A 14,550-nucleotide genomic window follows, 5' to 3' on the forward strand; every position below is an offset into this window, starting at 1 on the left:
GTGGGTCAGCCCGTGTACTCGTAGGTGCTGACCCAGTCGATGTCGAGGTGCCCGGCGGCACCCCAGTTGCCGACCTGGAACATGTACCGGTGCGCGGTCTTCGGCACGTTCGACGTGACCGTCTTGATGACCTTGCCGTCGAGCAGGTACTGCACCGACTTGCCGGGGATCCACTCGACCGAGTAGACGTGCCAGCTGCGCCAGGTCACCCCGGTGCTCATGCTCGTCGAGTTCGCTTCCTGCCCGGCGACCATCGAGTGGTGGTGGAGCATCGGCGACCCCTCGAAGTTGGCCTCCGGGTAGTCGATCTCGCCGTCCGACCAGACGTTCGACGACGGCCACAGCATGAACGCTGCACCGTTCCCGTCGCCGCCGGTGGCCTTCGCGCGGACGCTGAACTTGCCGCCCAGGTGCGACCACGCGCCGTTCGGGGTCCCGAAGGTCCCCGCGGCTCCGTGCTTGCCGTCGAGCGTGACGTCCATGTAGCCGTTGCGGGCGCTGACCTGCGAGCCCGAGTAGTACGTGCCGCCCGTCCCGTCCGGGTAGGGCTGCCACGAGTTCGCGTAGGTCTTCGCGAACTGGCCGTTCGCCGAGGCCGTCGTGCTGAAGTTCTCGACGAAGGTCTGCTTGAACTTGCCGACGTTGCCGACCGGGGCGGTGACCCCCGCGTAGGCAACGGTTCCCGCTCCGAGCGGTGCCGCCACGACGACGGCTCCGATGAGTGCGGCGATGAGTGCTGTCCGCCTGATCCTGCGGTGCTGCATGTGTCACTCCCTGGTGTGACTGGTGGCACCCGTTCCCGTCGGGCACCCAGCCGGATCTCGGCTGCGCACCGAGGGTAGGTGCATTCTGCAACCGATGCAGGGGGTTGACAGCAGCACGCCGGACCGGCGACCATGCCCCTCGTTCGAGGGTCAGCGCGCGGCGTGCTCCCGTGCTTCCATGGCGTCCCAGGCGAAGCTCGCGAGCCAGTGCGTGGAGTAGTACTCCTCGCCGACACTGGCAGCCAGACCCGAGGCGAGCAGCCGGTCCGCCGCCTCGTCGAGCAGGCTCGCGAGCCCGTCGTCGTCGAGCTCACCGGCGCGCAGGGCGTCCGCGATGCGCCGGGCCGATCCCGCTCGCGACAAGTCGAGCCCGAACAGGTGCACCTGCTGCGGGTCGTTCTCGTCACGGACCACCGTCGACTGCAGGATCGCGTCGCCCGACCGCACCTGGGCGAAGAAGCCGTCCGACCACGTCGCGAACTCGGCCGGGGTCAGCACGGCCCGCATCAGGTCGGCCTCGGCCAGTCCGGCGGACAGGAAGTCGTGTCCGCTGCGCTCCCAGGCGAACGGCCACCCGGCGTCCTCGCCGAACCACTCGCGCGCCGCCCGCTCCACCGTCGCGGCGAGCTCGTCGCGGCCGAGCGACCGTGCGGCCTCGAGCACGAGCAGCAGCCCGAACGCCGAGTTCGAGTGCACCCCGTGCCGCACCGGGTGGGCGGCACCGTCGACCCAGCGGGTGACGAGGTCCTCGAGCACGTCGACGACGGGCGCGAACCCGGGGGCGAGCTGCCGGATGGCCGGCACCTCGGACGCGGAGACCTCGGCGGCGAGCTTCGCGAGCCAGGCCCACCCGTAGGGGCGCTCGTAGTGCGGCGTCGTGTGGAAGTAGGCGGCTTCCGTCGCCAGGTGATCCGCGCGCAGGTGGGCTTGCAGGATCGTGGTGAGCCGGGCCTCCAGGTCGGCCGGCAGACCGTGCGCGACCAGACGCGCTGCGAGCCAGTGCATGTGCACGGACGAGTGCCAGTCGTACGACGTCGCGAAGGCGGGGTGCAGCTCGACCGGCAGCGCCCGGTCGTCCGGGCCGGACGTCGTGTGGTGCGCCGCGTACGGGTACTCGCGGGTGGTGTTCTCGGCGGCGACGGCCGCGAAGCGGTCTGCCCACGCGGCCCGGGTCAGGTCGAGCGGGGCAGCATCAGAAAGCGACAAGGTACATGACTCCCATGTTGACGACGAGCAGGATGGCGGCGGTCGGGATCTGCGCCTTGATCGGACCGTACTTGTCCCGCATCTCGAGCAGGGCAGCCGGCACCAGGTTGAAGTTCGCGGCCATCGGCGTGACGAGCGTTCCGCAGAAGCCGGCGAGCATGCCGATGGCGAAGATCGCGGCGGGGTTGCCGTCGAAGCCCTGCACCAGGACGGGCCAGCCGATCGCGGCCGTCATGATCGGGAAGGCGGCGAACGCGTTGCCCATGATGATCGTGAACAGGGCCATGCCGAGGCAGTAGACGACCACCGCGGCGATCAGCGACCCGCCGGGCAGGATCGACTTGATGATCGTGCCGACGGCGTCGCCGACCCCGGCCTGGGTGAAGACGATGCCGAGGGTGGAGAGCATCTGCGGCAGCAGCGCTGCCCACCCGATGGCCTGCAGCAGACGGCCGCCCTCACGGATGGGCGTGGCGATCCTCGGCGGGCGCAGGACGAACACCGCGACGACCACGGCCAGCACCGAGCCGATGCCCAGGCCGGTCAGGGTCGCGCTGCCCTCGGCGAGCAGGGGCGTACCGCCGATCGAGACGAGTGGACCGAGCGTCGCCACGAGGACGGCGACCACGGGCACGACGAGCGCCGGGATGAAGAGCTTGTTGCCGAACCGGGTGGCGAACGCCGCACGCTCGTCCGGGCTGGTCGTCGCGAGGACGCTCGTGCTGGCGGACGGCTTCGTGGCCGCAGCGGTGGGTTCGGCCGGGCCGGTCTCCGCCCCCGTTCCGGCACCCGGGATGCTGGCGACGCGCGTGCGACTGGTGGTCCCGGTGAACCCGAGTCCGGCGAGCGCGACCATCACGAGGACGGCGATGCCGAGCACCCACGACGGCGCGGTCTTCGCGGCGACGAAGGTGCCGTAGAAGAACGAGACCCCGAGGATCCCCCAGAACGCCGCGTTGCCGAGTCGCTTCGCGTGCGAGGTGTCCGTGACGATGAGGACCGCCACCGCGATGAAGAACGCGCCGATGAGCCAGTAGAGCCATTCGCTGGTGATCACGCTGCAGCTCCCTGCGTCGGGGCGTCGACGCGTGCGTCGGCGGCCATCTTGTCGAGCGTGCGGTCGAACAGCAGCAGTCGCGTGCCGTGGACCAGGAGCGCGGCGATGCCGGTCGGGATCGCCCACAGCGCCAGGTCGATGGGTTCGAGCGACAGACCGTAGGTGGCGTCGACGAAGGTCGTGATGAGCAGGATCGAGCCGACGGCGACGAAGACGTCCTCGCCGAAGAAGACCCCGACGGTGTCCGACGACGCCGAGTAGCCCTTGATCTTCTCGCGCATCCGCTCGTCGATCCGGCCGTACTTCTTGATCGCAGCCCCTTCGGCCATCGGGTGCACGAGGGGCCGAACGGTCTGCGCCGGCCCGCCGATGCTGGTGAGGCCGACCGCGGCCGTGACCTGCCGGATGGCCAGGTACCCGGCCAGCAGACGACCCGTCGTGAGCTTGTCGAGCTTCGCGATCAGGCGCTTGGCCTGGTCCTGCAGCCCGTAGCGCTCGATCAGGCCGATCACCGGCAGGACGAGCGCGAAGGTCGTGACGGACCGGCTCGACGCGAAGCCGTCGCCGAACGCGGTGAGGATGCCGACGGGACCGATCCCGCCGATGGCCGCGGTGACGATGCCCGCGACGGTCACGACGAGCAGCGCGTTGATGCGCAACGCGAACCCGATGATGACGACGGCGACGCCGATGAGGACGAACATGCGGGACAGTCTGGACCGCATTGTTCAACAATCGCAAGGGGGTGTTCTGCTCTGTAACACGACGGTCACACGGTGCGGGGTTCGCACCTGCGATGCCCGAGGCCGTGTCAGGATCGGGACATGACCCGAACCGTCAGCGGTGCCGACTCGACGGCCGACCGGCTGCGCACCATGATCGCGGCGGGCGAGTTCTCCCCTGGGGCGCAGCTGTCCGAGGAACGGTTGAGCGACCAGCTCGGGGTGTCACGGAACACCCTGCGCGAGGCCTTCCGGCTGCTCGCGCGGGACCGGCTGGTCGAGCACGTGTTCAACCGCGGGGTCTTCGTGCGACGCCTCGCCGCCGAGGACGTCACGGACCTGTACGCCGCCCGTCGGGTGCTCGAGGAAGCCGCGGTCCGCGCGTGCTCGCCCACGTCACCCGCGCTCGACGCAGCCGCGGCGGCCGTCACGGCTGCACGAGACGCTGCCACTGCGGGCGACTGGAGTGCGGTCGGGACCGCCGACATCCGGTTCCACTCCGAGCTCGTCCGAGCGGTCCCGAGCGCGCGCATCCACGGCCTGATGGACGGGCTGCTCGCCGAGATGCGGCTGGCGTTCCTGACGACCGACGACCCGGGGTCGTTCCACGCCGAGTTCGTGGACCGGAACGACGCGATCGTCGCGGCGTTGCGCGCCGGCGACCAGGCACGAGCGTCGGCGCTGTTGGCGGACTACCTCGACGATGCGGAGCGGACGCTGCGGGCGGCCGCGGACGCGGCAGGCTGACGGGAGGCCCGGTGCGGATCCTGCCTGCGCGCTCGGCCCGCCTCGACTAGCGCTGGTACCGGCCGAGGCCGCGCTTCCTGTCGCGGAGTGCGACGGCGAGCATGCTGCCGCCGAGCACGAGCCACACGACGGCCATGATCGTGCGGAAGACACTCGGATCGATGATCGCCAGGACGCTCCAGAGCACCCCGACCGCGAGCCACACCACGCCGACCCAGACCAACGGCCGCCCGAAGGTCGCGCGGAGGAACCGGTTGTCGCTGCTCATAGGCCGAACCCTACGCCCGGCCGTGCGACACGTCAGCCCCCGACGAGCGCCCTCACCGCGTCGATGACGATCTGCCGACGCCTCGCAGGTGCGACCGCCGCGACCAACGAGCCGTACTCGGGAGAGGCCGAGCTCCAGAACGCGGCGAGGTGCATCACCAGGCCCAGCAACACTGCCGGCCGGTAGCTGCGCGGCAGGACCCCGGCGCGCTGGGCGTGCTCGACGGCGGCGACAGCCTCGGCATCGCTGGCGATGACGGCTTCGAGCGCACCGTCGCTCCCCCGCTCGAGGCGGTGCCACGTCGCGAGCCGTTCGGCCCACGGACGCTGAACGTACGAGTCGTGCAGGCGGGCAGCCCACTCGGCGAGGTCGTCGGTGTCGACGGGGACCTCGTCGAACGTCTCGGCGACGGTCTGGGCGAGGAGGGCGTCGAACAGCCCCTCCTTGCTGCCGAAGTAGTGGAAGATCTGCGCCTTGTTGCTCGACGACGCCGCGGCGATCCGCTCGATCTTGGCGCCGACGAGCCCAGCCGCGGCGAACTCGTCGCGTGCTGCGAGCAGGAGTCGTGCGCGCATCGCGTCGGCGGCTGGGGGCGTGAAGCGTGCCATGCAGACAACCGTATCGACCGAGTCGGCACCGCGGAGCCGGACGGCCGCGATGCTGTGCCGATCAGGCGCGCTGCCCTAGAGCACAGCAGCGAACACGACGCGCCGGTGACGTTGCACATTTCACCGGTTACCGGCAGGTTGGTGTCCAGTCGGCGAGGGACGCCGATCAGGAGGGAAGACCCATGACGTCAACTACCGTCTCAGCGAGCAAGCTCGCAGTCGTTGGACTACTAGCGGCCGGACTGTGCGCACCGATGCTGGCCGCCCCGCCAGCTCAGGCAGCGACAGGAGCTCCATCGTCATCGGTCGCCTCGATCGTCGAAGATCTCGACCTTCAGGCCGTCGATGTCGAACGGGGACTAGCGCTCATCGAGAGTATCCGGAAGCTGTACTGCTGAACGGCCAGACTGCGTACGAGGAATGGGTAGCTGGTAACCCGACGATGCAGCGAGCGGCTCGGGCGAGCATCCTCGAGTGCACGGGCGCGATCGCCCTTTTGATTGCATCGACGGCATTCCCAGTCGCCAAGATCTTGAAGATCAAACGTTTGATCAACTCACTCGGCGGTGTCACAAAGGCAGTCCGAATCATGTGGGGCGCTTCGTTCAGCTGGGAGAAGATCCGAGCCCTCGGCGGGGCCGCGGCCGCACTTGGTGCAGAGCTCCTCGGGGTCGCGGCCGTGAAGCGAGGGTGCTTCCGATGAGTCGCTGGACGCCAGCACTGATCGTCCTGGGTGGAATCGCGTTGACCGCCTGCGCATGGCTCACGCTCGACCTGCTCTACTCGTGCATGGCCGCGCTCGCGACGATCACGTACGCCACCTTCGCACCGGGCATCGTGGGAAACACGCCGATCCCGCGAGGGTCAGCGCCTGACCCCAGCCAGGTGAAGAGATGGCGCGAAACGCACCCGGGCTCGACCGTGAGCGAAGCAATCGCAGCCGTCACGAAGCGCTGAGGAGTCGGCTCGGAGGCCTGTCGGGACAGCGCCTCCGAGCCCCTCCCGGTGCCGCTGACTCCGCGCACCATGGCTGCCGGCGCGCGACCAGTGATGCATTCGTGCGCGAGAGAGTCGGTTTGCCGCGCCGAGAATGCCCCCGCGCACGAATCCCCCGCGGATGGGCAAGAATGCGTCCCCCGATCCTCCCTAGGCTCATGACAAGCGCACCACCACGCCGCAGATCCGCGGCCGGCCCAATGACGGGAGGTTCGACATGTCACAGTTCGTCCAGGAGTTCACGCAGGGCGCCATCGTCGGAGAACCCGAGGTCGTCGAGGACCGCACGTCGGTGCGCGAGGTCGCCGAGCATCCCGCGTGGAAGCGGTTGAAAGCCGCTGTCGTGTCGTTCCGTGCGCTGCAAACGGCCGACGGCTCGATACCCGACCATGCGGACCACGCGACCGCTTCCGAGCACCTGGCCACGATCCTCCCGGCCATTGCCGAACTGGCCCCGTTCTTTCCGCACGATGCGGCGTACCTCGCTGCACTGCAGCGCGATTTCGCACGCTGGGAACGCGACGGTTTCGGCGTTCCCGACTTCCTCGACGCACTGAACGCATTCCAGCCGCAACAGCACCGCATTGACGGACTCGGCCACCTGGTCGTCTTCCCGATGGTGACGCAGAACGGCAGTTCCTCGCGGTTCGTCGAAGCCGTCCTGGTCGAGGTCATCTGGCCGGAGTTCATCGCGGAACTCGAAGCGGGCGACTACAGCAACACGCTCTTCGTCGCGTTGCGGTTCGTCGACTTCACGCCCGGGTACGACACGAATTCTGCGGTGCTGTTCCCCGAGACGGTCGCGATGCGCGAGATCCCGACGTTCACGTGGGGCGCGATCTTCCAGGACCGCGAAGCCGCTCGCTACCGCCGAGTCGTCCGTGCCGCTGCGGAGATCACCAAACTGGAGTTGCCGGACGACGCCGCAGCAATGCTCGACGACCAGGAGCTGACGGAACAGGTCTTCGTGATGTGGGACATCATCCACGACCGATCGCACATGCGCGGGGACCTGCCGTTCGACCCGTTCATGATCAAGCAACGGATGCCGTTCTTCCTCTACTCACTGGAAGAACTCCGCTGCGACCTGACGGCGTTCCGGGAATCCGTGCGGCTCGAACGCGCGCTCTCCGCGGTGCCGGATGCAGATCTCGACGAGGCGCAACGCGCAATCCGCGACCACGCCCACCTGGTGCAGTACGCCGTCGTCTTCGACCGCATCTTCCGGTTCGCGATCACCGGCAGCCGCGTCCGGAACTACGACGGACTCGGCGGGCAGTTGTTGTTCGCGTGGATGCACCAGCACGATGTCCTGCACTGGACGGACACGCAGCTCACCATCGACTGGGATGCCGTTCCCGATGTGATCATCGCGCTCAGTGATCAGATCAACGAGTTGTACCGGCGGTCGATCGACCGGCCGAAATCGGCGCACTGGCTCGCTGCGTACGAGATGCTGACCCGGACGCTCACGCCGCACCCGGCGTCGAGATGGGCGCGGGGACTGCCGGAGGAAACGCTCGCCGGAATGCCCAAGGGCTACACCGACGCGGTGCTCGACGACGAATTCCCGCTGTCGATGTTCTACGAGGCACTGAACAAGAAGATGGCTGCGGTCATCGCTTCGACGGCCGGCATAACCGGCTCGTCGTCGGTTGCTCCGCCCGCTGCTCCGTCCGTTCCGGACGTCGCCGCGTGAGCGCTGAATCCCTGTCCGGTCGCACGGTGCTGGTCGCGGGCGCGACCAGCACCAGCGGCGCGGCCGTCGCGCGCGCACTCACCTCCGCCGGGGCGGCCGTCGTCGCGGTCGGCACCAGACCGGACGCACTGGAGGCCCTGCGCGCCTCCGTCCCGGGCGTCACGACCCACACGTGCGACCTCGCAGACCTCGGCGCGGTCACCGCGCTCGCGGCTGCGGTCCACGAGACGGCGGGACCGGTCGACGGGCTGGTCCACCTGGTCGGTGGGTGGCGCGGGGGCGGCGGCATCGCCGGCCAGTCGGACGACGACTGGGACTTCTTCGACCGGGCGTTCCGCACCCTGCGGAACACCACACGCGTGTTCTACGACGACCTGGTGGCGTCGCCGGCCGGACGGCTCGCGTTCGTCTCGTCCACCGCCGTCGACACCCCCACCGCGGGTGCCGCGAACTACGCAGCAGCCAAGGCCGCCTCCGACGCGTGGGTCCGTGCCGTCGCCCAGGGCTTCCGGAAGGACGCACCGGACTCGGCGGCAGCCACCGTGTTCGTCGTCGGCGCCCTCGCCGGTCTCGAAGAGCGGCTCGGCGACGAGGTCGTGCGGCTCTGGACGGCACCGCCGGCCGACGTGAACGGCGCCCGTCTCCCGCTCTCGCTCTCGCTCTCGCTCTCCTTAGGATGAACCAGTGACCCTTCGACTCCACGACCTGGACCTGCGGGGCTTCGCCTCGGACAACTACGCCGGTGTCCACCCCGAGATCCTCGACGCGATCGCCGCGGCCAACGACGGCCACCAGATCGCCTACGGCGAGGACGTCTACACGGCCCGTCTCAACGAGGTGATCGGCGACCACTTCGGCTCGCAGGCGCAGGCGTTCCCGGTGTTCAACGGCACCGGCGCGAACGTCGTCGGGCTGCAGTCGATGCTGCCGCGGTGGGGCGCCGTCGTGTGTACCACGACCGCGCACATCCACACCGACGAAGCGGGTGCTCCCGAGCGCATCGGCGGGATCAAGCTGCTGCCGGTCGAGACCCCCGACGGCAAGCTCACCCCCGAGCTCATCGACAAGGAGGCCTGGGGCTGGGGCGACGAGCACCGCGCCCAGCCGCTCGTCGTCTCGATCACGCAGACCACCGAACTCGGCACCGCCTACACGGTCGACGAGATCCGGGCGATCGCGGACCACATCCACCCGCTCGGCATGACGCTGCACATGGACGGCGCGCGCATCTCCAACGCCGCCGCCACCCTCGGCCTGCCCCTGCGCGACTTCACCACCGATGCCGGCGTGGACGTGCTGAGCTTCGGCGGCACGAAGAACGGCATGCTCTACGGCGAGGCGATCGTCGTGCTCAACCCCGCGGCGTCAGAGGGGCTGCACTACCTGCGCAAGATGAACATGCAGCTGTCGTCGAAGATGCGGTTCGTCTCCGCGCAGCTCATCGCGCTGCTGTCCGACGACCTGTACCTGCGCTCCGCCGGGCACGCCAACGCCATGGCCGCCCGACTCCGCGGCGCACTCGAGGCCCGGATCGCCGACGGCAGCATCCGGGGCGTCGGGTTCAGCCAGGAGACCCAGGCCAACGGGGTGTTCGCGACGCTGCCCGCGGGGGTGGCCGAGCGGCTGCGCAAGCACTTCCGGTTCTACGACTGGGACGCCAGCCGCAACGAGGTGCGGTGGATGTGCGCGTACGACACGTCGGAGCAGGACATCGACGACTTCGTGGCGGCGTTGACGCGGGAGCTCGACGCGGCCTGATCCAACGTAGAATCCCGTGTGATCTCCGAGCAGCCCGAACCCAGCGGCATCCTCCCCGAGGACCTCGACGCCACGCTCCGGGTGCTCGAGCAGATGAGCGACATCGACGAGACGCACCCCGACTTCGTGCGGGTTCGTCAGGCCACGGCGAAGATGTTCAAGGCCGTGAAGCGTGCGCACCGACTCGAGAAGCGCGCGGTCATCGCCGAGGCCGACCGCCTCGTGATCGCCGCCACCGCGACCGGAGCAGCCGACCGGATCGACGACGAGACCCGCGGGGTCCCGATCAGCACCTCGACGACGGCGTCCACCGCCGGCACCCTGCTGAAGTCCCGCCCCTGCTACATGTGCAAGCAGCAGTACACGGTCGTCGACGCGTTCTACCACCAGCTGTGCCCCTCGTGCGCGGCGATGAGCCACGCGAAGCGTGATGCCCGGACGGACCTGAGCGGCAAGCGGGCCCTGCTGACCGGCGGCCGCGCGAAGATCGGCATGTACATCGCGCTCCGCCTGCTGCGCGACGGCGCCCACACGACCATCACGACGCGGTTTCCCCGCGACGCCGTGCGCCGGTTCACGAGCCTTCCGGACTCCGCCGACTGGATCTCGCGCCTGAAGGTCGTCGGCATCGACCTGCGTGACCCGGCCCAGGTCATCGGTCTCGCCGAGGACGTCGCCGCTGCCGGCCCACTCGACATCCTGATCAACAACGCGACGCAGACCGTCCGCCGGTCGCCCGGCGCGTACCAGCCCCTCGTCGACGCCGAACTCGCGCCGCTGCCGGACGGCCCGCTGCCCGAGCTCGTGACCTTCGGGCACACGAACGACCAGCACCCGCAGGCGCTCGCCCGGTCGGTCACGGCGCACCCGATCCTCGCGGCCGCCGCAGCCAGGGCCGACGAACTGACCGAGCAGGCCATGGCTCCGGGGTCGAGCTCGCTCGAGCGCCTGGCCATGGGCACCGCGATCGACGCCGGTGGCCTCGTGCCCGACCTGCACGACGTGAACTCATGGACGCAGGCCGTCGACGAGGTCGACCCGCTCGAGATGCTCGAGGTCCAGCTCGCGAACACCACCGCGCCGTTCATCCTGATCTCGAAGCTCCGCCCCGCGATGGCGGCGAGCGAGGCGCACCGCACCTACGTGGTGAACGTCAGCGCGATGGAAGGGGTGTTCGGCCGCGCCTACAAGGGACCGGGGCACCCGCACACGAACATGGCGAAGGCTGCCGTCAACATGCTGACCCGCACGAGTGCGCAGGAGATGTTCGAGACCGATCGCATCCTGATGACGAGCGTCGACACCGGGTGGATCACCGACGAGCGACCGCACCCGACGAAGGTCCGGCTGGCGGAGGAGGGCTTCCACGCGCCGCTCGACCTCGTCGACGGGGCTGCACGCGTGTACGACCCGATCGTGCGGGGCGAGGCGGGCGAGGACGTGTTCGGCGTGTTCCTGAAGGACTACAAGCCGAGTTCCTGGTGAGCTCGGTGCTGCCGTGACAGTGCGTCACCCGACCGGCCCGACGTTCGAGACCAGCCGGACGCGTGGCCGACCATGTCTGCCCCACACCATTGATGTTTCAAGCCGCTCGAGGCTCGTGTAGATTCCAGAACGAGCAGGGGGGCTCATGGGGATGATTCACTACGACGATGAAGCGGCCAGTCGACTTTCACGAGCGGCGACGGCGGCTGCACAGCGGCTTCGCAGCCAAGCTACTGCACGACGCTCGGCTGCGGAGTCAGCCCGGGAAGACTTCGAAGGCGTGTACGCCAAGCGGTTCGACGAGTCAGCGCAGGTCGAGGCTGAGGATCGTCCGAAGCTCACGCGGATCCTCGACGACCTCAGCGACCAGGTCGAGCAGGCGACTGCAGCCGCCGAACGGGAGGGCCTGCGACAGACTGATCTTGCGGCCTGGCAGCATCGTCAGGCGGCACGTGACGAGGCCGCCGCATCATCACCTCTCGGCGTGTTCGGCATCCCCGGCAGTCAGCAGCTCGACCTGAAGCCGTCCGAGCAACCGGTAGCGCGGCCCGAAGTCTCTGCGTCGTTCGCTCCGAGGGCCAGAACCCGCACCGGCGGCGGGACCGGGGCCGGTCGGACCGCAGCCGACCCCGCGGCGCTCCGAGGATTCGCGTCGGACGCCCGCGGACTCGATCTCGCCGCGGGATCCGAGCGCACTGCACTCCGGAACGCTTGGACGAACTTCACATCGACGTGTAGCTGGGTGCGCGTCGGTAGCGCGTCCTTCCTGAGTGGCTTTGATCGCCTCCTTGACGAGAACGGGGAGGACGCCGCCTGGCTCGACCGGATCGCCGACGCCTTCGACCGGGCCGGAGGTCAGGGGACCTTGTCCAACGCGACCCTGGATATCTGCGCCGCAGCGGAGCTGCCCCATAGCATGGCGGCGCTGTTCGATCCAGATCTCACGGCCTCCCAGGTCGCCGCCCTGTGGGCGAAGGTCGGCCTCGCAGAGGCAGACCGACATGAGCTCGAGGCGCTTCCAGTTGCCGTGCTTCGCCAGCTCGGCAACCTCGAAGGCGTGGCGTACTGGGCTCGCGACACAGCGAACCGGGTGGTCCTCGATGAGTTGATCGACCAGGCGGAACAGCGCTTGAAAGACCTTGGTCACTCGACGACTTACGACCCGAGCGGGTCGACCTTCGCGACCGAGTTCGAGAACCTGACCGCCCTCGAGAAGATCCGAACTGCGAGCAACGACGAGACCAACGAGGGCGAGCGATTCTTGATCTCGCTCCACGACGACGTCGTTCCTCCGTTGGCGGCGATCTCGATCGGCGATCTGGACACCGCGAAGAACGTCACATGGGCCGTCCCGGGAATGGCCACCGACACCACCGGCATGACCGGTTGGTCTGACGCGGCACAGAACCTCTACACACAGCAGGGTCTCACCGGTCCCGCCGAGCGCGCCGTCGTCTCCTGGATCGGTTACGCCACGCCGCCCCAGCCGGTGATCCAAGGGCAACTGGATTTCGGAGTCCTCGGCTCGAAGTACGCGAAGGAGGGTAGCGAGAAACTGGCTGCTGCCCTCCGGGGATTGGACGCAGCGCGCGAGGACGGCTCGTTCTCGAACAACGTTGTCGCACATTCCTACGGCTCGACGACCGCCGCCTACGCGCTCACGAAGACCGGGGTGCACGTGGACACGTTCACCACAATCGGTTCCGCGGGCATCCCCGACTCCGTCAAGAACGTCAACGCCCTGCACGCGGACCACGTGTACGCGGGTCAAGCCCAGAACATCTGGGTTCTCGAGCCCGGACGCGGGGATCGCTGGGCGCAGACCGGCAGACTGAGTCCGACGCACGGTCAGGATCCCACGGCGCCTGCGTTCGGTGCGACCGCGTTCGGCACCGACGGCGTTCCCGGAGACGGCGAGAAGCATTCCGTCGACGATCACAACGTCCTCACGGATGATCACCGTGGCTACCTCGACGCCGACACAGAATCGCTTTACAACATCGGGCAGGCCACAACGGGGCACCCGGAGGCGATGACCGAGCACGAGCCCAAAGGAATGACGTGGTACGAGAAGACCGTGATCGATCAGATGCAGGGACAACCGTGACGACGAAGCGCTCCCCGCTCAACAGGTCGATCGTGACCGCGGTGGTCCTTGGATGCTCCGCCCTCTTCCTGTCCGGCTGCAGCAACGATCCAGGAGAACCCACCGTGCAACCGTCAGAAGCGAAGCAGTCCGTTGTCGACTTCGTGGAACAGACCTCGTCGGCAGCTGGCGGGACCTGGGAGCACGTGAGCGGTCCGGGAGTTCGGGAGTGCGAGCAGCCGAGTGGTGCAACGGGGACGACCTTCGTGTACGTCGTGAAGCGAGCGGACACCACAGGCGCCGACGCGAAGACCGATGTCCAGTCGGTGAGCAAGCACTGGCAGGGCCTCGGCATCCAGGTCGAGGAGTACCAGAGCGGCGGCGCGAATCCAGTACCCGGCGTCCGTGGTCGAGGTGGTCCAGTGACCTCGGCAAGCTTCAACGCCTACCCCGGCAATTACCAGATCTCCGCTACCTCCGCATGCTCCGACGGTATGCCCGACAGGCTCCGGTCGGAAGACTGATCGACGCCCGGAAGCCGCTGCCCAGACGAAGGGCGCCGGATCGGCACGAGTCGCAGCCGCCGGGAGGGCACCGACATCTCGGTCTTCGACGGGTTCCGCCGGGCACTCGCCGCCAACCGCGCCGAGTTCTTCCAGGCCGTCGCCTCCGGCCCGTTCTACGGCTTCAACCGTGACGGCGTGACGCCGTCCGAGCCGGTCATCGCCAACTGGTGGCGTCAGGGCATGACGGGCAGCGCCATCGCACACTACGAGGGCATCAAGGCGTTCTCGGAGACGGACCAGACCGAGGACCTGCGCGCGATCACCGTGCCGGTCCTCGTCCTGCAGGGCGACGACGACCAGGTCGTGCCCTACGCGGACGCCTCGCTGAAGCAGGCCGAACTCCTCAGCGACTCGACCTTGAAGGTCTACGAGGGCTACCCGCACGGCATGCTGACGACCCACGCGGACGTCATCAACCCCGACATCCTCGCGTTCATCCGCGGCTGACGTCGCTGACGCTGCGTTCGCAGCGACCCGGACTGGAGGCGCGGGGGGGGGGGGGGGGGGGGGGGGGCCACCCACCCCCCCCCCCCCCCCCGCGCCCCCCCCCCCCCCGCCGCGCGCCCCGGGGGCGAGAGGAGAGGAGCC

General features: G+C 68.8%; 14 protein-coding genes and 1 pseudogene. 9 read left to right on the forward strand and 6 right to left on the reverse strand.

Translation table 11 applies throughout. The features are described from left to right. Window positions 1-5: 5 nt before the first annotated feature. The 4 genes from EDF47_RS05210 to EDF47_RS05225 form a co-directional block, all read right to left on the reverse strand. Window positions 6-764: a glycoside hydrolase family 16 protein gene (locus EDF47_RS05210; RefSeq protein WP_133937772.1), complete on the reverse strand. Its 759-nt coding sequence runs from the start codon at window positions 762-764 to the stop codon at window positions 6-8. A 150-nt stretch (window positions 765-914) separates the two neighbouring features. Beyond that, window positions 915-1,970, reverse strand: coding sequence for a DUF2891 family protein (locus tag EDF47_RS05215; RefSeq protein ID WP_243834011.1), 1,056 nt, complete (start codon window positions 1,968-1,970; stop codon window positions 915-917). Continuing rightward, the gene (locus EDF47_RS05220) at window positions 1,957-3,027 is read right to left on the reverse strand and encodes a DUF979 domain-containing protein (RefSeq protein WP_133937774.1); all 1,071 of its coding nucleotides are present in this window, start codon (window positions 3,025-3,027) and stop codon (window positions 1,957-1,959) included. The genes EDF47_RS05215 and EDF47_RS05220 overlap by 14 nt, the downstream gene beginning before the upstream one ends. Beyond that, window positions 3,024-3,731: a DUF969 domain-containing protein gene (locus tag EDF47_RS05225; RefSeq protein ID WP_123291728.1), complete on the reverse strand. Its 708-nt coding sequence runs from the start codon at window positions 3,729-3,731 to the stop codon at window positions 3,024-3,026. Before EDF47_RS05225 ends, EDF47_RS05220 begins: the two co-directional genes overlap by 4 nt. 120 nt (window positions 3,732-3,851) lie before the next feature. Here EDF47_RS05225 and EDF47_RS05230 point away from each other — a divergent pair, with 120 nt between their 5' ends. After that, complete coding sequence (locus EDF47_RS05230) at window positions 3,852-4,496, forward strand: GntR family transcriptional regulator (protein ID WP_133937775.1); 645 nt, start codon at window positions 3,852-3,854, stop codon at window positions 4,494-4,496. Between the two features lie 46 nt (window positions 4,497-4,542). Here EDF47_RS05230 and EDF47_RS05235 read toward each other — a convergent pair whose 3' ends face one another. Both EDF47_RS05235 and EDF47_RS05240 read right to left on the reverse strand, forming a co-directional pair. Then, entirely contained in the window at window positions 4,543-4,764 is a 222-nt protein-coding gene (locus tag EDF47_RS05235) for a hypothetical protein (protein WP_133937777.1), read from the reverse strand. A gap of 32 nt (window positions 4,765-4,796) precedes the next feature. Further along, the gene (locus EDF47_RS05240) at window positions 4,797-5,372 is read right to left on the reverse strand and encodes a TetR family transcriptional regulator (RefSeq protein WP_133937779.1); all 576 of its coding nucleotides are present in this window, start codon (window positions 5,370-5,372) and stop codon (window positions 4,797-4,799) included. 699 nt (window positions 5,373-6,071) lie between these two features. On the opposite strand from EDF47_RS05240, the gene EDF47_RS05245 reads away from it, so the two are divergent. The 8 genes and pseudogenes from EDF47_RS05245 to EDF47_RS05280 form a co-directional block, all read left to right on the forward strand. Then, complete coding sequence (locus tag EDF47_RS05245) at window positions 6,072-6,329, forward strand: hypothetical protein (RefSeq protein WP_131847120.1); 258 nt, start codon at window positions 6,072-6,074, stop codon at window positions 6,327-6,329. Window positions 6,330-6,585: 256 nt separating this feature from the next. Continuing rightward, the gene (locus tag EDF47_RS05250) at window positions 6,586-8,067 is read left to right on the forward strand and encodes a DUF6421 family protein (protein WP_133937781.1); all 1,482 of its coding nucleotides are present in this window, start codon (window positions 6,586-6,588) and stop codon (window positions 8,065-8,067) included. Further along, on the forward strand, window positions 8,064-8,747 hold the full coding sequence (locus EDF47_RS05255) for an SDR family oxidoreductase (RefSeq protein WP_243834012.1): 684 nt from the start codon (window positions 8,064-8,066) through the stop codon (window positions 8,745-8,747). Before EDF47_RS05250 ends, EDF47_RS05255 begins: the two co-directional genes overlap by 4 nt. Before the next feature lie 4 nt (window positions 8,748-8,751). Beyond that, window positions 8,752-9,825: a low specificity L-threonine aldolase gene (locus EDF47_RS05260; protein WP_133937783.1), complete on the forward strand. Its 1,074-nt coding sequence runs from the start codon at window positions 8,752-8,754 to the stop codon at window positions 9,823-9,825. Between the two features lie 18 nt (window positions 9,826-9,843). Then, a complete protein-coding gene (locus EDF47_RS05265) occupies window positions 9,844-11,310 on the forward strand; it encodes an SDR family NAD(P)-dependent oxidoreductase (protein ID WP_133937785.1) in 1,467 nt (488 codons plus the stop codon). A gap of 151 nt (window positions 11,311-11,461) precedes the next feature. Then, window positions 11,462-13,417 carry an alpha/beta hydrolase gene (locus EDF47_RS05270; RefSeq protein WP_166673187.1) on the forward strand — a complete coding sequence of 652 codons (1,956 nt, stop codon included), beginning with the start codon at window positions 11,462-11,464 and terminating at the stop codon, window positions 13,415-13,417. After that, window positions 13,414-13,920, forward strand: coding sequence for a hypothetical protein (locus tag EDF47_RS05275; protein ID WP_131880303.1), 507 nt, complete (start codon window positions 13,414-13,416; stop codon window positions 13,918-13,920). Before EDF47_RS05270 ends, EDF47_RS05275 begins: the two co-directional genes overlap by 4 nt. Window positions 13,921-13,983: 63 nt before the next feature. Continuing rightward, window positions 13,984-14,409 (forward strand): annotated as a pseudogene (locus EDF47_RS05280) (alpha/beta hydrolase); the annotation flags it as partial. Window positions 14,410-14,550 lie beyond the last annotated feature (141 nt).

The organism is Curtobacterium sp. PhB190 (assembly GCF_004365385.1).
Taxonomy (GTDB): Bacteria; Actinomycetota; Actinomycetes; order Actinomycetales; family Microbacteriaceae; genus Curtobacterium.